Here is a 17,237-nt window from a genome sequence, read left to right on the forward strand (position 1 = left end):
TCTAGCCTCCCGGCTTCGCCGATGTCGTCACCACAGCCACCTTGCCCAGCGCCGGCACGGTGTCGCGCGCCAAAAGCGCTGCCTCCCTGGACAGCGCGGGACCCGCAGCGAAAGTCCGCAGCAGCGGCCAGGGCGCCTGGACCGCCGAGCCCGGGTCAAGCCCGAGCGCCCGCAGCGTGGTCTCGTCGTTCGCGATCCCGAACTGAACCCCGTTGTCGGACACCCAGAACAGCGATTCGCGCGAGTCCGAGGTGACCACGCCGCTGGTCGATGTCACGAAGTTCGCCGCGCCCGGCAACACCAGCACCTGGTTGGCGACCACCGATGCCGGGTCGTTGTCGTCACGCACCAAATGGACGATGCGGTTGTCCAGGTAAGAGGGTGTCGGCAGACCGCGCCCGTTATAGACCACGACGCGCGCCCGCGGATCCGTCGACGCCTTCTCCCAGCCGACGCAGGTGGTCGGATCAGCCGCCGTGTCAATGAAATTCAGACGCTTGGTCGGGTAGTAGTCGACGGCCAGCGACGTCACCTCGGGGATGTTGACCAGCACGTCGGGGGTCACCACGCGCGGCGCCGTCGACCCGTAGGAGTTGGCGCTGCGCAACAGGTCGGCCACGAAGCTGGTGATCTTTTGCACGCCCTCGGGCAGCAGCACGTAGAACTGCTTGCCGCCGCTGGCGGTTTGGGCCTGCAGCACCGCGCCCACCTGTGATCCCGAGACCCATGTCGACGGGGTCCCCGCCAGGGGCACTTGCGGGACGCCGAGCGGTTCGGTCGCCGGCAGCGCGTCATACAGGGCCCGCGAAATCTCAACCGGCAGCGTCACTCCCGGGTCGAGCCCCAGACTCAGCGTGACCGCCCGGTTGACCGGATCGATCTGGGAGCGTTTGCCGCCCCAGATGACAAAGGTGTTGCCCTCGAACGTGACCAGCAGCCCCGCGTCGTCGCGCAGCGGAGTGGCGCGGTCGTAGGCGTCGAGCTGGCCGGCGATCGAGGTCACGACCGGTCTTTCCGGGCTGCGCGGGCGTCCCGCTGTGTCGCACACCGCCCAGGCCGAGGTGGCGCCCCGATGGACCGGCATCGCCGCCGGCGCGCCGGGGATACCGACCAGCGGCCCGGTCGGATACTTGGCTATCTCAGCGGGTTTCACCCACGTCGGCTGGTTCGCCGTTCCTGTCGCCAGTCGCGCGGACGTCAAATTCAGTGCCGGGTAGAGCCGACCGTCGATCTTGGCGTAGAGCGCCCCGGAGTCGCGGTCGCCGATGATCGCCGAATCACCCACGATGCCAGTGGGTTTCAGCACGTTCAGCAGAAGCATCCAGCCCGACGCGATGGCCACGAGGAGTACGGACAGCACCAGCGCGGCCGTCTGCTTGCGGTCGTCGTGTTTCATGCGGACCGAGAACCGGGTGGTCGCCGCCCGCAGCCGCCGGTTGTAGAACAGGTGCCCGGAGTTCTGGTCGCGATTAGACAAACTCAGCGGCATGCTCAGTACCCCTTGGGTGATCGGCGAGGATCGGCCTGCTGAATCCGATCGGCGAGATTCGACGCGTCGACCGCGACCCCGTAGCGGCCCATCGCGTAGTTGATGAACGCGCATGCCTGCGCGACGAGGTTGTGAATGTCGCGCGAGGTTCCCGGCTGGTGGTAGGCCGCGAACGTGGGCGCGATGAATTGAAAGGCGCCCTTGCTGGGGGTTCCCCGCGCCGCGTTGGAATCCCAGTTGTTGATCGCGTTTGCGTTGTAGTTGGACTCGCGGCGGGCGACCAAGTCCATGCCGCGTTCCCAGCGGGCGCGCGCCGCCGGATCATGAATGCCTTTGATATCCAGCGCTTTACGGATGGCCGCCAAGACTGTTTGGCGGCCGCTGGAGTGATTTCGATGCATCGACCGCCCGTGCGGGTAGTGCAGACGTCGCAGTCGCCGCGCGAGCAGCTTTGCGCGCCGTCGTGCTTTGGTGACATGGCGGTGTTGGGTCCGCAGCCGTGTCGCCGTGCGCGCCATGGCCTCCCGCCGGCCCATAGGCGTATCGGCGGCCGGGGTCACGTCCGATTCGGCGGCGTCGAGCACCGCGCGCGTCGCCGCCCGAGCGTGCGCGTGATCGGCGCGCGCCGCCGCGATGATGTCCCCCACCGTCCGGTCGGCGTGGCTTGAGTGGTTCAGGAGTTTTATCGAGGCGCCCGAGCGTGCGGACGCCGTTTTCGGTAGCCCCGCGGCGTGGCGCGCCATCGCGTGCGTCTGCTCAGCCACGTCACCGATGTGCGGGCTGATCGGGGCGCCCGGAAACAGATTATGGGCGCGGACCAACGCCGCGACCGCTTGCATTCTCAGGGGATCGGTCATCGACGTCCCCGCCCCAATCCACCTGTGCGCCGCCACGGCGCCGCATCCTTGCCGGACACTCGAGCTAGTACTCCCACACCCTCCTGGCCGCGGATTCCGCGGTCGCTGCAGACGTACCTCATAGCATGCACGTATCGACAGTTCTGCTGTCAATAACGGGCAACCCAATATGACTTGGGGCCGGCCGGCCGCGATTACGTAGCGACACTACTGCTGGGCGATCTACCCGACCACTCACCTGTGGGTCGGCTGGTGCTAGTCCTTCGGTTCGTCCTCGGACGGCATGATCACGATCCGGCGGTTGGGCCTGTTGGTGACCACCGTCGGCTTGGCCTCGCCGGATTTGCTGCCCGGCGCGCTCGGCGGGACCGTCAGGCGGCCCTTGACCGGCTGTCCGTTGGGCACGCCCGGGGCGGTCACCCGCTTTTCGACCGGCTTGTCCTTGTTGCCGCCTTCGCCACCGGCGCCCATAGCACCCGGCGGCATCATCGGCATTCCGGTCATTCCCGTCTGTCCGGGCATGGCGGGCATGCCGCCCGTTGGCGGCGCGATCGGTACTTTGGCGCCAGCCGGTGTGGTCGGCGGCGACGATGTCGGCACGGGTGGCGGGCCCAGCGAGCTGGCCGGAACCGTGCCGCCGCCGCCGAGGCCTGCGCCGCCACCGGAGCCGCCGCCCAGTCCGGCGCCGCCGGATCCGACACTGTCGACCAGGTGCGCACTGTCGGCGAGGGAGGCGGCGCCGTGCGCGCCCTGAACGGCGCTCATCAGCGGCTGAAGCGCGCTCTGGCCGGCCTGCATCGCCTGCTGGGGAAGCTGAGTCATCGGCCCCATGACTCCGCCCATTGCGCCGCCCATGGCGCCCGTCACGCTGGACAGCATTTGCTGAATCATCTGCATCTCTTGCTGCCCGTTTGCCTCATTGGCCGGGAACTTCGCCGCGGCATCGGCGGCGTGCGCGCGGCGGTCCGCGTCGGCCGCTTCGGCGTCGGCGGCGTCTTGCGGGACGCCGGCGTTGCCGGCTGCTCCGATTGCCCCTTGCATACCGCCGACCGGCGATGGGTCGCCCGGCGCAGCAGGACCCGGCCTCGGAATCGACGCCGGGGGTCCGCCGACTAGGCCGTTGGTAGAGAACGGGTCACTTCTGATTCCGCCGCCCACGTCTCACCTCCACCCCATTAGGCAGTTTCGACTGCTCGTACCGTCATTTTGGCACAAGACGCCGCGAACGGTATTCACCCAACGATCGAGATGCGCTATGAGCCACCTCGGTGGCTGATCGCCTCAAACCAGGCCAGGTGGTAATTCGCAAGGTATTCGTGGCCGTCGATCAGCGCCTCAATCGCCGCTAAAAGCATCCAATCCCCGACGGCCGCTGGATCGTGATGAGGATATGCAGTCATGACCGAGTGCTGAATGTCGGAGACGCATTCGCGCAACATTTCGATTTCGCTTTCCAGCACACCTGTCTTTCGCACCGCGGGCGCCGCGACGGCCTGCGCAATTCGCGGCAGACCGTCGCGTCGGCGCACCGCTTCGACCAGGGTTGGGCCGAGCTCGTCGACCGGCGGCGCGGCCGACCGAGCCGGCCGATCGCCGCTGAGCGCGGGTTCGTCGGAACCGGGCTCTGCGACATAGGTGTTGGCGTGGTGGGCGGCCGCAACCGTGATAGCGCCGAGCAGGTCGACGACGTTGGCGTCATGGCGCCGCGCCGACGGCTCGAGCAGGGTTACGTGGGCGGGCAACCGGATGTGGGGCGGAATCCACCCGCCTGCGAGGTCGGTGACGAGCAGCGTGGTGGTGCCGTCGTCGCGGAGCCCGGCCGCCCACGACAGGCGCGGCTCCTGGCGGGCGACCGCATCGACGAGCCGCTGGAGGCGCTGTTGTTCGGCAGCCCTTGCGGATGTCGCGCCGGCGGTCGCGCCCGTTGCCGCGGACGCTGCCGATGCGCTGGCCATCGCTGACGAGCCCGTGCCGGCCTGCGCGGCGGCTGCCCCGGATGCCGTGCGCTCCACCGGCGAGACCAGCGGTCCGCCCGCCGACGGGGACGACGCCGGCGACGGTGCTACCGGCGCGCCCGAGATCGGACCAGCCGGGGCGGACGGCACGGACGGCGGTGCCACGACGGGCGGACGTAGGTCAGAGCCGTAGGCGGGCAACGATCCTGATGGGATGGAGGACCCGCCAACTGGCGCCGCGGACGACGACCACGAACTACCGGTCATGACCGCAGGCGTTACCGAAGTGGCTCCGCCAGTTGTCATTGGCGCGGGCGCCGCGGGTGGCTGCGCGTCGACGGGAGGCGTTCCCGCGACGAACGCTCCGGCGCTAGGCACGGTCGGCGCAACTGCCGGTACACCCTGCGCGGTTTGCGGCGCCCCGCCGTCGAAGGCATTTAGCGGACCACCCGAAAGCGCTTGCCCACCAGGGCCTGTCGCTTGGCCGGTCGCGAAGCCGGACGTGAAGGATTGGGCCAGGTTGGGCTGACCGCCTTGGCCGACGCCGGCCGGCGACATGGACATACCGCCGCTTTGTACGCCTGGCATCCCTGACGAAACGGTTCCGCCGCCGCCGGGCATGTGAACACCCGAGGATTGCATGACGCCCGGACCCGGCGACGCTCCTGCCGGCCCCTGCGTATTACCGATTCCTGTGGCCATGGATCCTACCGGCGCCCTGCCCCCCGGCGAAGAACCGGCGGGAGCCTGTCCGCCGCCTATCCCCGATCCCCCGGGTGTAGCGGCTGGTGGTCCCCCGCCCGATGGCGCACCGCCTCCTGGCGCCTGCGCGCTGCCCAAACCTCCTGGGTTGACTGACGTATTCAAGTCGTGCGAGCTGATCGGGCTCGGCGGCGAGGCGTCGCCGACATTGAAGCCGTTCGCGCGTGCCCAACTGCGAGCATCACCACCTACGCCGTCAATATCGAGAATTTTTTGCATCGCCGCCATCATCTTGTCCACCGAGTCCCGGCTGGCGTTTCCTGCATCGGCGTTGCATCGCACCTGCACAGCTTGTACTTCCGCTAATTTCTCCGGAAGCGGTCTTTTCGATGCGAGGATGTCATTGATTTCCTTATTACCTGCATTCGCTATATCCGACAACCGGCTTCGGACGTAGTCCGTAGCGTCAGCAGCCGAATTAAACGCGGATGCCTTTGTTTGGTACTTCTCAGCGAGGTCGAGGTGGAACTTTTCACCCTGCTGAAATCGCTCTATAAGGTCGTCTGCCGTATGGCCCTGATTGTGAGCCGCGAATAATGTCCACTGGGTCCGGAGGGTCTGCGAATAAAGCTGTTGCTCGACGCAAGCCTCGCTCCAATATTGCGCACCGGCCCGCAGAGCTGTCGATGGCGCGGGCCACCAAGGTCCGATTAGTGCTGCTGTCCACGTACCGGGTGGAAGGTCAACCCACACCGCGCACCTTCGGCCTCTCACGCAGGCGAGAGGGCAGGCCACCCACCATCTGCCCTCCCGATTGTTCGCAACATGGTCGTAGCTTTAACCGAATGCCCGTGCCTCTTCGGTTTCAATAGTGAGGTAGGCGGGGGGCCGGCAGCAATTCACCGCGCGGCGACGTCCGTATGTGCCGGCTTCGGTAGACAGTCATATCTACGCGTCACCAACCCCTGCCCGCGTCGGCGTACTCTGACCAAGCTAGCCCTTTGCGTGGGTTGACGTTGGTTGGGTTCATACGTCCATTTGGACGCATTGGAACCCAAAGGTGCTCGGGGCGATGGCATCCCGTCGCGGACCCGGCGCGAGCTCGGCAGTCGAGCAGTCATGGCGCCTCGCTCTTTAGCAGCCCTAGCCGCCGCATACGCTTTTCATCGCAGCATCCCTAGCGTTGGCATCATCTAATGCTGGCTGCCACCGTGAGTTGTCGTTCAAGCTAGCGACGGCTGCGATGTTGTTATAGGCATCGGCTAGCGCTAGGGCAGTCGCGCGGTCATTAGCTGATAACGCGGGAGCCGCATTTACTGCGCGTTCTAGCATCATCGCGCCATTCACCTCTGCAATACCTGCGCGTTCGGGACTCGGCCCATGCGTCTCTATCTCCACTGCGCGTGACGCCAACTTGTATGCATCACATAACTTCTGGTGCGCTACCACCGTTTGCTCCGCAGTGTACGAAGGTGTCGTAGAAGAAGTTGCGGAGGTCGTCGAAGAGTTTCCCACTGGCCGCGTCAGCGCGACAACTAGTGCTGCTGCGCCCAGCAGTGCGGCAATCGCGGCCAGGATAATCGCCGACCATGCCCGCGGGCGTGGTGCCGGCTGAGTGGGGAACGCTGGTGGCCAGTGCATTGGATTCGGTGGCGGGCCCGCGGCTGGCCCCCCACCCGAAGCTGGAGGCAAATCCCCCGCCATACGTCCTCCTCATAATCCCACTCCCCTCCGAGACTGTTTCCCGGAGACTGCTCCAATAGTTGAGCAGCTAACTGACTAATGATCAATCACCCTGGCTTGCTAGGACGTAGGTCGCCCGCACCCGCATACCTTCTTCATAGCGGCATCCTTCATGCCAACATCATTCAGAGCTGCACTCTATTCGCGCTCGCTGAAGGCATCGCTACTACTTTTCGCGGTAAGCGTGCGATACGCCGTGGCTAGTTCACGTGAGTGTTCGTCGTGGAGGCACATAACCTGCGACCGGGCCGTAGCCACAATTAGTGCGACGACAGCCACTATTGTCGCAGCCGCCCGCTATAACAAACGCCCCCACACGATTGCCGGCCAGAACCGGGAGCGTGTTGGTGGCGGAGGCGGATAGCCCGGTACCCACTGCCCGAAGGACCGACCCGCAACCGGATTAGAGCGCTGCTCTTCCGCCACGGCACTTTCCTCAGGCGTTCAGTGCCGACGGGCCCGAACTCGGCCGCACCGCCTTCAGCTCTTCAGCGTTGTTCTGATCCATATTGGTGAACCCGTTAGCCGCGTGGTGTGCCTTCGTTCCGACACTGGTGAGCGTCTCGCTATGGCCCTGCAGGTATTTCACGTGCTGCCCGTGCGCGGTAGTCATGGCGTTGTGGAAGGAGTTGGCCGCTTCGAAGTCACCGAACATCCCCGATTCCAGGGTTCCGCCGGCGAGGTGATCTGCCCCTTCTTGGGCGTGCCCACCAGCGCGGTGGGACTGGTTGCCTCCCGAGTGCAATTGCTCCGTATTGACGAACATTGGCACTCCTTCCGAACTTCGACCGGTACGGCCTCTGATGGCCTAAAGGCCTTTTGACCAGCCTAAACGCAGGCTGGTCAGTGGTCAATTCACCGGGTGTCGGTCCGGCGAATCGCAGCCTCCATCGCCCTAAAAGCCATGCCCGTTGGTGACGGCCCGCCCGGGGCGATCCCATTCCGGGTCGACGGCGATGGGCATCTGAATATCGACGCGGGGTAGCGAGACCGTCCCCCACGGCAGGTGGACCTGGCGAGGAATCGCAATCCGTGCCTGGGCTCGATCGGCCGCCAGCATGCCTTCGGCCGCCAACCGATCGCCGTGCCCGGTGACGATTTGCGTCATGTTGTGCAGCGCTTCGCTGCCCACGTCGTAATAGTGCGCGTGGTCGGTGAACCATGGCGTGAGGCTGTGCGAGCCGGCGACTTCGGCACGGAAGCGCACCGCTCCGAAAGCTTCGTGGGCCGGGTCGGCGCCCAGCCCGGCCCACGGGCCCAGCGGTCCCCCGAGCGTCTTGTTCAGCCCGTTCGGCAGCCCGCTGCCGGACTCCCCGATCCAACTGATCGCATCGGTCGACGCGGCGCCCACATACAAGCTGCCGCCCTCGAGACGAAAGTCCGCGGCGCGGTGCGCCAAATCGGTTCCCGGGCAACCGGTTAGCACGGCATCATTGGCGCGCATACCGCTGTTGACAAAGGCATCGGCCACGGTCGTGGATCCGTAGGAATGCCCGAGGACGGTGACATGACTCGGTGTCGACCCTTCATGGGTTGCTGCCAGGCCGTTGACATCGGCGGCCAGCAGCGCCCCCGCCTGCCGTGCCCTCCATGGAGTGCCGACCTGCTCCAGTTCGGCCGGCTCGGTGAGGGTTCGCTGCCAATGCGGATGGTCGAATTCCGGTGCGTCATAGCCCATCCACGCCAACACCGCGGTGGTGTGGAAAGGGTCGGCCTTCAACGACTGCTGGTAGAGGTTGATGGCGTCGTCGGGGCCGTCGGACATCCACCCTCCTCTGACGCTGCTATTGGTCCCCGGAATCATGACGGCCGTGTTCCGGGACTTGTCCGGGTTGCCGATCGCAATCGCCGCCCTGCCCTTGCCGCCGAACGCCAGCGGGTCGTAGGCCCACAACATGATCGGGAGCCCGTGCTGGGGCGCGGATCCCTCGTCGCGGCTAAGGAAATCGTTGGTCTTCACCGCGTTCTGGTACCTGGTGATGTCGGTGACGCATAGGCCATACTCTGCGGGGTTGGCGAACACATCGGCATCCCGGTTGTTGAGCGCGTTGTCTCGAAGCGCGTCCGGGACTATCCCGCGCTGACGGGCGGCATTTTCGACCCTGCGCAGATCGTCGTTCATCGCCGCCTGGTTCACCGAGTTCCGCACGTCGGCCGGGATCCCGTTGAGGTTGCCCAACTCGGGCGGATGCTGATCGGTCAAAAGCCGCTTCTGGTTAGCGCTCAACGAGTCCCACCACCGTTTGACCCGAGCCGCGCTGGTGTCCGACGGCGGGATCAGGAGCTCGTCGACGCCGCTGACCTCGGCCGGGTCGGCGCCGTCGGTTCGCAGTCCGTCCAGCGCCGCCCGAAGTGCCGCCGCATACCGATCGCGAATCTGGCCGAGCGCGAACACGATCGCCCTCGTCTCGGCGACGGCTTCCCCGCGCAGACCGTCGACGCCGCAGTGGTTCCCGTCGGAAAGTGCTTCGCAAACCTCGTCGTCGATGTCTTCGAGGTCGTATTCCAGCGCGACGATGTACCCCGCGGCCGCCCGTTGGACTTCGGCTAGCGTTGCGGCAATCACCTCCAAATCGATTGCGATCTTTGGTAATTGCGCGGCTTGCAGACCGAGCGACCGGGACACCCGTTTCACTTCATCGGAGTCATTGATCGGGTGCTCGCCGTTGCGGCGGTTCCACGCCGCGTCGAACCGCCGGCGGGCTGCGTCGAACGCGGCGGCGGCCTCGCTAGTGCTGGTCCCGGCGGCACGGAAGGCTCGCGCTAGATCGGAGATCCGTGCGGGGCGGCCGGCCTGCAGGCCGGCGTTGAGCGACCACGGATCACCGCCGGCCTCGGCGACGAGAAACGGGATGCTGATGTGGCGGAGTTCCATCGCGACGGCCATTGAAGCGAAATCGCTACGCCAGCAACCTCATAGGGAGCTCGCGCCGTCGGCGAGACCGTCGCCGTCGCTGTCGGTCAGCCGGACGTTCCACTTGCCGTCGCCGTCGGTGTCGACGTATCCGGTCACACCGGTGTCGTCGGAGCGCAGCACCCGGTCGGCCAGTCCGTCGCCGTCGGTATCGAGGAGCCGATCATCGGGACGCCCGTGGCCGTCGAGATCGACCAGCGGTCCGCCGGTGTGCTCGACGCCGTCGAGGCCGAACCAGCGCAGTTGCCCGCCACGGTCCATCGCCACCGCCCACGTCCCGGATCCGTCGTCGGTGAAGTAGGCCTCGGGCGTGCCGTCGTTGTCGACGTCGAGCACGGCGTGATCGACGACGCCGTCGCCGTCGAGATCGGCGAGCGCGTCGTCGCGCAGCCCGTCATGGTCGAAGTCCATCCCGATCGATTCGAAGCGGCCGTCACCGTCGAGGTCGAGGTCGGGTTGGCCGTGCCAGATCGCCGCCGCGCCATTATCACCAGCCAAGCAGTAGTCCACGACTAGTCGGACGCAACCCCGCCGCTAAGCGTTCCCCCGAGATCGCCACCACGCCAACAGTTCCGCGGTGGCCTCGTCGGTGTTCAACGGGCCGCGTTCCAGGCGCAGCTCCTTCAAGAACCGCCATGCCTCGCCGACCTGGGGGCCCGCGGGGATGCCGAGCAGTTCCATGATCTGGTTGCCGTCCAGGTCGGGGCGCACCCGCGCCAAATCCTCCTGGGCGGCCAGCTCGGCGATACGCGTCTCGAGCCGGTCGTAGCTGGCCTGCAGCCGCGCGGCCCGCCGCTTGTTGCGGGTCGTGCAGTCGGCGCGGACCAGTTTGTGCAGCCGTGGCAGCAGCGGGCCGGCGTCGGTGACGTAGCGGCGCACCGCGGAATCGGTCCACTTCCCATCGCCGTAGCCGTGGAACCGCAGATGCAAATACACCAGCTGCGAGATGTCCTCGACCATCTGCTTGGAATACTTCAAGGCGCGCAACCGCTTTCGGACCATCTTGGCGCCGACAACCTCGTGGTGGTGGAAGCTCACCCCGCCGTTGGCTTCGTGGCGCCGGGTGGCCGGCTTGCCGATGTCGTGCAGCAGCGCGGCCCAGCGCAGCACCAGGTCCGGTCCGTCGTCTTCGAGGGCGATCGCCTGGCGCAGCACGGTCAGCGAGTGCTGGTAGACGTCCTTGTGCTGGTGGTGTTCGTCGATGGCCATCTGCATGCCACCGATCTCGGGGAGTACCACCTCACCCATGCCGGTTTGGACCAGCAGATCGATCCCGGCCGTCGGGTCGTCGCCGAGCACCAGTTTGTCCAACTCGGCGGCTACCCGTTCGGCGCTGATCCGGCCCAGCTGCGAAGCCATCTGTTCGATCGCTGCGCGCACCCGCGGCGCGACGGTGAAGCCGAGCTGGGAGACGAACCGCGCCGCCCTCAGCATCCGCAACGGATCGTCGCCGAAGGACACCTCGGGTGCGGCCGGGGTGTCCAGCACCCTCTCGCGCAGCGCCGCCAAACCGCCTAGCGGATCGAGGAATTCGCCCGGACCCTCCGGCGTGATGCGCACGGCCATCGCGTTGGCCGTGAAGTCGCGGCGCACCAGATCGTCCTCGAGGCGATCGCCGTACTGCACGTCGGGGTTTCGCGACACCTGGTCGTAGGTGTCGGCGCGGAACGTGGTGATCTCCAAGCGATGGTCGCCCTTGCCGACCCCGACCGTGCCGAATTGGATGCCGGTGTCCCACAGGTTGTCGGCCCATCGCCGCAGGATGTTTTGCACCTGCTCGGGGCGCGCGTCGGTGGTGAAGTCGAGGTCGGGACTCAACCTGCCCAGCAAGGCATCCCGCACCGAACCGCCGACGAGGTAGAGCTGGTGGCCCGCGCCCTCGAACGCGGAGCCCAGCTCGGCCAGCATGGGCGCATGCCGATTGAGCGCGACCGCGGCGGCGGTCAGCAGTTCGGCATCCTGGGCGGCGTCAGGCACGTTCGATCAGCCTAGTCGGCAGGAGACGAAAAGCCTGTGTGAGGAGCCTCGCACCCGCCGACGGCGTGGCTGGTGCGCGCCGAAGGTGAGTTGACCTGGCGCTTCGCGGTAGTAGCGTTACGCCCGACAAGAAGGGTGAACGGCGGGGTGATGCAGTGCATCTCCGGTACATAAGCAAGGGCGCACTGATCATGTTCGCGGGTGGCGACCCGTGGAAGGTCAATGGCACATTGCAGAGCGGCCGCCCAGCCCAGATCGCGAGTCTTGCGAAAGCGTTTCACGACGCCGGCCGGTCCACGGCCGAAGCCGAAGCCGCGTTCCGTCAGGCACAGGACCACTTCGAGACGGCGTGGACGCACGAGAACGGTGAGAATCCAATCAACGACGCCGCTGAAGTGCGGCGCGCCAGAACGTCGCTCGGAGTGCAGGCCGCTCAGTTGCCCAAGATCGGGATCGATCTAGAAAACATCGCGGTCATGCTGGCCGAAGCCCAGCGATCGGGAAAGGGTGAGATTTCGGGGCTCGAAGGAGCGCTGCAGGGCCTGGACGATCAGATCGGTGAGGCCGTCGAGCTCGAGAAAACTCCAGACTTAACCGCCTCGGATAGGAGGCTGCTCGACCACTACATCACCGGGCTCGAACAGCATGCGATCGACGACACTAAGGCGTCCTTAAGCAAGCTCAACGATATTCGCAATCAGTATTCGCGGCATCTACAGACCTCGATGAGCAATCTACGAACGCAGGACGGTTACGACCCCGCGCTAATCCAGGGCGTGGACGCCCACCTACCGGAGACGCCTGCAAAGCAGCAGCAAGACGAGCAACGCTTGCACAATCAGATTGCGGCGTTCAAGCAGGCATTCGGGCGCGAGCCCACCTCAGATGCAGATTGGGCGACGGCCGCAGCCCTTGACCCGCAGACCTACGACCCGAAGTTCAAAGGTGCCAAATCGCAGATCGAGGTGGTGAAGATTCGGCCAGTGCCCGGCCAGGGAGTGGTGCGCGTATCGCAGTGGATCGAGCAGCGGGACGTAAGAAGCTTTCCGCCTTGGAAACGAGATCTTGGGAACAACCGCGGTCCCAATTCTAATTTCGACCCAGAGGACACCAAGGTGACCGCATATATCGACTACGAAAACGGCATCGTCGTCTTGAGGCAGAACCCTTCGGTTGAGGAAACCTCGGCCGGTGGGCCGGGTCCGGTGAAGGTCGGCGCGCCTACCGGCAGCGTCACTCAACTGGCCGATGGGTCGGTTCGGATTAAATACGACGCCGGCAATCCTTTCGCGCCAGGCATCTCCGCCGATCCCAAAGGGCCGCTTATGGACCACACGGTGACGGTCAACGGTGACTTGGTCTTCACACCAGGACCCGGCGGTGTGGAGGTAAATGGCACGCGCTCCAATTACCCCTCCCTCGAGGTGTATCAAGACCGACCAGGTGGTACGACCCAGACGGTGCTTATCGACCCGGCGCGATCCGGCAGCTCAGATGGGCCCCTTTTAAATTTGCCCCGACACCATGACGTCGGCCCGCTCGGCGGTGAGGCATTTGCACCGTTCGACAGCGGCGGATGGAACCCAAAGTACGATGTGCTCACCGCTTTACCCCCGACGGAGTTCGGCCCGGTGACGGGCGCGCCGTCGGTTCCTCCGCTGCCGGCCGGTGGCGCAGTTACGGCCTGATCGCAAAGTGAGGACGGTTAGCTATGCGGTCTTCAACTCGCAAGCCATTCTTTGCTGCCGCTGCTTGGCGTACCGCGACCGTATCTGCACCTTTTGTCGTGCAAGGTGTCTTGGCGTTACTGATACTCACCTCATGGCTATTGGGTAAGGGGCCGTTCAAAACGCACAGTGCGTACGCAGGCGAACGCGCTTGGATGGTGACTGCCACGCTTATTGCGACGGTGGTGTCATTGTCGATCAGCGGCGCACTGGTTTGGTCGCCATCGTCGCGAAGTCGCGGTATTTCGCTTAGCCTCGCCAGCTGTTCCGCCCTTGTACTCATCGGCGGGGTGTTTTACGCCTACCTAACGATGCGTTGAATGGGGTGCTGGTGGACCGAACGACTTTTGACCCGACAAATGGCCGTTACGGGCCGGTCAGTTTTCTCGTCACCCTGGCGCATATCCTCGTGATCGACTTTGCCACTTGGCTTTTCATGCCCTGGCTAATCTTGGTTCTTCTTGCGGTACCCGTTCTACTCGTGTATGTGGGGCTTGGTGCTGTTGTTGCACGGGCTGGCGGCACGACGGGCCAGATCGGCCGTGGAATGTTTTGGGGTAGCCTCTCCGCGCCGTTGTCAGTACTCATCTTTGTTCCAATCTGGCTCATCGCCCAAGCGATCGGCCCGATCTGACGCGGCGGAGGCACTATGGCCTTCGCGCCATCGCGCACCCACCCAGCGGCGAGTATGTCCAGGAGAGCATGCCGTGCCAGCTACTATCGCTTGGGTGTCGGACGGCGAACAAGGCAAACCACGTCGGCGCCGGGGACGGCGCCGCGGTCGTGGCGCTGCGGCTTCGTCCGAGAAGCAGACCAACGGTCAAGTAAACGGCGATTCGACAGCCACCAAACCGCGCCGATCGCGCGGGTCCCGCCGCGGGCCGGAGCGATTGCGCACGGTCCACGAGACATCCGCGGGCGGGCTGGTCATCGACGGGCTCGACGGACCGCGCGACTCGCAGGTCGCCGCCCTGATCGGCCGCATCGACCGGCGCGGACGGATGTTGTGGTCGCTGCCCAAGGGCCACATCGAACTCGGTGAGACGGCCGAACAGACAGCAATTAGAGAAGTAGCCGAAGAAACCGGCATCAAGGGCAGCGTGCTGGCCGCGCTCGGGCGCATCGACTACTGGTTCGTCACCGACGGCCGCCGCGTGCACAAGACCGTGCACCACTACTTAATGCGCTTCTCCGGCGGCGAGCTCTCCGACGAGGACCTCGAAGTCGCCGAGGTGGCCTGGGTGCCCATGCAAGAACTGCCATCGCGGCTGGCCTACGCCGACGAACGCCGCCTGGCCCGCGTCGCCGACGAACTGATCGACAAGCTGCAAAGCGACGGCCCGTCCGCGCTCCCCCCGCTGCCGCCCAGCGCGCCGCGGCGCCGCCCGCAGACGCATTCGCGGACCCGGCATTCTGACAAACCGGCCACGGGCCGGAAGAACGGCCACGGACCGGGGCCGTGACGGCGCCGCTTCTCCGTCGGGCCCGCTTGCTGCGCATCGCGGCCGTGCTCGGCATCGTGGCCGGACTCGCGGTACTCGCCGGGCCGGTGGTTCCACCCGCGGCCGCGGGCGAGCCGGGGGTGACGCCGTTCGTGCGAGTTCGCATCGACCAGGTCACCCCGGACGTGGTCACCACGACCAGTCCACCCGTCGTGACGGTCAGCGGCATGGTGATCAACATCGGCGACCGCCCCGTTCGCGACGTGATGGTCCGGCTCGAGCACTCCGGCGCGGTCACCACGTCCGCGGGCTTGCGCACCACTCTGGACGGCGACACCGACCGGTACGAGGCGGCCGCCGATTTCCTCACCGTGGCGCCCGAACTGCAGCGCGGGCAAAAGGTCGGCTTCACCCTGTCGGCCCCGCTACGCGCGCTGACCAAACCGTCGCTGGGAGCCGAAAAGCCCGGCATCTATCCGGTTTTGGTCAACGTCAACGGCACGCCCGACTACGGCGCTCCCGCCCGGCTGGACAACGCGCGCTTCCTGCTGCCGGTGGTCGGGGTGCCGCCCGACCGCGCCGACGACGTGGGCTCCGCCGTCGCGCCCGATACCTCCAAACCCGTGGGAATCACCATGCTGTGGCCGCTGGCCGATCGGCCACGGCTGGCCCCCGGCGTGCCCGGGGGAACCATCCCGGTCCGGCTGGTCGACGACGACCTGGCCACCTCACTGGCCAGCGGCGGCCGACTCGACATCCTCCTGTCGGCGGCCGAGGTCGCGACCAGCCACGACGTCGACCCCGACGGCGCCGTCGGCCGCGCGCTGTGTTTGGCGATCGACCCCGACCTGCTGGTCACCGTCAACGCGATGACCGCGGGTTACGTCGTGTCCAATTCCCCCGACGGCCCGGCTCAAATTCCGGGCACCCCGACCCATCCCGGCACGGGACAGGCCACCGCGACCGAATGGCTGAACCGCCTGCGCGCGCTCGCGCGCCGGACCTGCGTGGCCCCGCTGCCCTACGCACAAACCGACCTGGACGCCTTGCAGCGCGTCAACGATCCCGGCCTCACCGCCACCGCCACCACGACCGGCAACAGCATCGTCGACAAAATCCTGGACGTCTCTTCAACCCGCGGCGCCACGCTGGTGCCCGATGCCCCGCTGACCAACCGCGCGGTCAAGCTGCTCGGCGCCAACGAGAGCACGGTCGCGATCACCGCTGCCGACCTGTCGGCCGCCGACGCGCAGGGCTCCTCGGAGACCGCCGTCGACACCGCGCCCCGGCGATTGTCCCCACAGGTCGCGGTCGCGCCGTTCGATCCGGCCGTCGGGGCCGCGCTGGCGGGCGCGGGATCCAGCCCCGAGGTGCCCACCTACCTGGACCCGTCCCTGACGGTCCGGCTGGCGCACGATTCGGTGACCGCGCGCCGCCAGGACGCCTTGGGCTCGATCTTCTGGCACGCGCTCCGGCCCGACGACGCGCCGCGCACCCAGATCCTGGTCCCGCCGGCCACGTGGAACCTGCAGGCCGACGACGCGCAGGTCATGCTCACCGCGCTGAGCACCTCCATCCGCTCCGGTCTGGCGGTGCCGCGCCCCCTGCCGGCGGTAATCGCCGACGCCTCGTCGCACACCGAACCCCCCGAGGAAGCCGGCGCCTACGCCTCCGCGCGCGGGCAGTTCAACGACGACGTCACCGCCGCGATCGCCGGCCAGGTCGGCCGGCTGTCGGGATTGACGTCCGCACTGATGACCGACGACCGCACCGGGCTGACCGGCGTCCAATACACGGCGCCGCTGCGCGAGGACATGCTGCGCGCGCTGAGTCAGTCCGAACCCCCCGACTCCCGCAACGGGTTGGCGCAAGAGCGCCTGGCCGTGGTCGGTAAGACCATCAACGACCTGTTCGGCGCCGTCACGATCGTCAACCCGGGCGGCTCGTACACGCTGGCCACCGAGCACAGCCCGCTGCCGTTGGCGCTGCACAACGGCCTGAGTGTTCCGATCCGGGTGCGGGTGCACGTGGATGCCCCGCCGGGGATGAACGTCACCGACGTCGGGCAGATCGAACTGCCGCCCGGTTACCTCCCGCTGCGGATTCCGATCGAGGTGAACTTCACCCAACGCGTCGCTGTCGACGTGACCTTGCGGACGTCGGACGGTCTGAGGCTGGGCGAGCCGGTGCGGCTGTCTGTGCATTCCAACGCCTACGGCAAGGTCCTGTTCGCGATCACGCTGTCGGCTGCGGCGGTGCTGGTGCTGCTGGCGGGCCGGCGGCTGTGGCACCGCTTCCGCGGCCAGCCCGATCCCGCCGACCTGGATCGCCCCGACCCACCCCACGCCCGGCACGCGGCCGAATCCGGCGCCACGCACGACGATGCCGACCAACGGGTCGAACAAGAGCACCGAGTATGACCCCCGCCTAC

The 17,237-nt window shown here is 66.6% G+C and carries 12 protein-coding genes; 4 read left to right on the forward strand and 8 right to left on the reverse strand.

Annotated features, from left to right (window positions below; translation table 11 throughout):
- Window position 1 precedes the first annotated feature (1 nt).
- The 8 genes from eccB to W7U_RS21325 form a co-directional block, all read right to left on the reverse strand.
- Window positions 2-1,489 carry a type VII secretion protein EccB gene (gene eccB, locus W7U_RS21290; RefSeq protein WP_008262433.1) on the reverse strand — a complete coding sequence of 496 codons (1,488 nt, stop codon included), beginning with the start codon at window positions 1,487-1,489 and terminating at the stop codon, window positions 2-4.
- 2 nt (window positions 1,490-1,491) lie between these two features.
- Window positions 1,492-2,328, reverse strand: coding sequence for a transglycosylase (locus tag W7U_RS21295; RefSeq protein WP_008262435.1), 837 nt, complete (start codon window positions 2,326-2,328; stop codon window positions 1,492-1,494).
- A gap of 273 nt (window positions 2,329-2,601) precedes the next feature.
- A complete protein-coding gene (locus W7U_RS21300) occupies window positions 2,602-3,387 on the reverse strand; it encodes a hypothetical protein (protein WP_008262436.1) in 786 nt (261 codons plus the stop codon).
- 212 nt (window positions 3,388-3,599) lie between these two features.
- Window positions 3,600-4,466, reverse strand: a complete 867-nt coding sequence (locus W7U_RS26835) for a DUF5631 domain-containing protein (protein WP_232536731.1) — start codon at window positions 4,464-4,466, stop codon at window positions 3,600-3,602.
- A gap of 2,716 nt (window positions 4,467-7,182) precedes the next feature.
- Window positions 7,183-7,512, reverse strand: a complete 330-nt coding sequence (locus W7U_RS21310; RefSeq protein ID WP_008262442.1) for a DUF2563 family protein — start codon at window positions 7,510-7,512, stop codon at window positions 7,183-7,185.
- 129 nt (window positions 7,513-7,641) lie between these two features.
- On the reverse strand, window positions 7,642-9,621 hold the full coding sequence (locus W7U_RS21315) for an alpha/beta hydrolase (protein ID WP_036429859.1): 1,980 nt from the start codon (window positions 9,619-9,621) through the stop codon (window positions 7,642-7,644).
- Between the two features lie 39 nt (window positions 9,622-9,660).
- The gene (locus tag W7U_RS21320) at window positions 9,661-10,170 is read right to left on the reverse strand and encodes a hypothetical protein (protein ID WP_008262446.1); all 510 of its coding nucleotides are present in this window, start codon (window positions 10,168-10,170) and stop codon (window positions 9,661-9,663) included.
- Window positions 10,171-10,194: 24 nt separating this feature from the next.
- A complete protein-coding gene (locus W7U_RS21325) occupies window positions 10,195-11,637 on the reverse strand; it encodes a CCA tRNA nucleotidyltransferase (protein ID WP_008262448.1) in 1,443 nt (480 codons plus the stop codon).
- Between the two features lie 155 nt (window positions 11,638-11,792).
- On the opposite strand from W7U_RS21325, the gene W7U_RS21330 reads away from it, so the two are divergent.
- The 4 genes from W7U_RS21330 to W7U_RS21345 all read left to right on the forward strand — a co-directional run bounded on the left by W7U_RS21330 (window position 11,793) and on the right by W7U_RS21345 (window position 17,226).
- A complete protein-coding gene (locus W7U_RS21330; protein WP_008262451.1) occupies window positions 11,793-13,325 on the forward strand; it encodes a hypothetical protein in 1,533 nt (510 codons plus the stop codon).
- A 364-nt stretch (window positions 13,326-13,689) separates the two neighbouring features.
- Entirely contained in the window at window positions 13,690-13,998 is a 309-nt protein-coding gene (locus W7U_RS21335; protein WP_008262452.1) for a hypothetical protein, read from the forward strand.
- Window positions 13,999-14,092: 94 nt separating this feature from the next.
- Complete coding sequence (locus W7U_RS21340) at window positions 14,093-14,827, forward strand: NUDIX hydrolase (RefSeq protein WP_014386139.1); 735 nt, start codon at window positions 14,093-14,095, stop codon at window positions 14,825-14,827.
- Window positions 14,824-17,226 carry a hypothetical protein gene (locus W7U_RS21345; RefSeq protein WP_008262457.1) on the forward strand — a complete coding sequence of 801 codons (2,403 nt, stop codon included), beginning with the start codon at window positions 14,824-14,826 and terminating at the stop codon, window positions 17,224-17,226. The genes W7U_RS21340 and W7U_RS21345 overlap by 4 nt, the downstream gene beginning before the upstream one ends.
- Window positions 17,227-17,237: the final 11 nt, after the last annotated feature.

The organism is Mycobacterium sp. H4Y, from assembly GCF_000364405.1.
GTDB lineage: Bacteria > Actinomycetota > Actinomycetes > Mycobacteriales > Mycobacteriaceae > Mycobacterium > Mycobacterium intracellulare.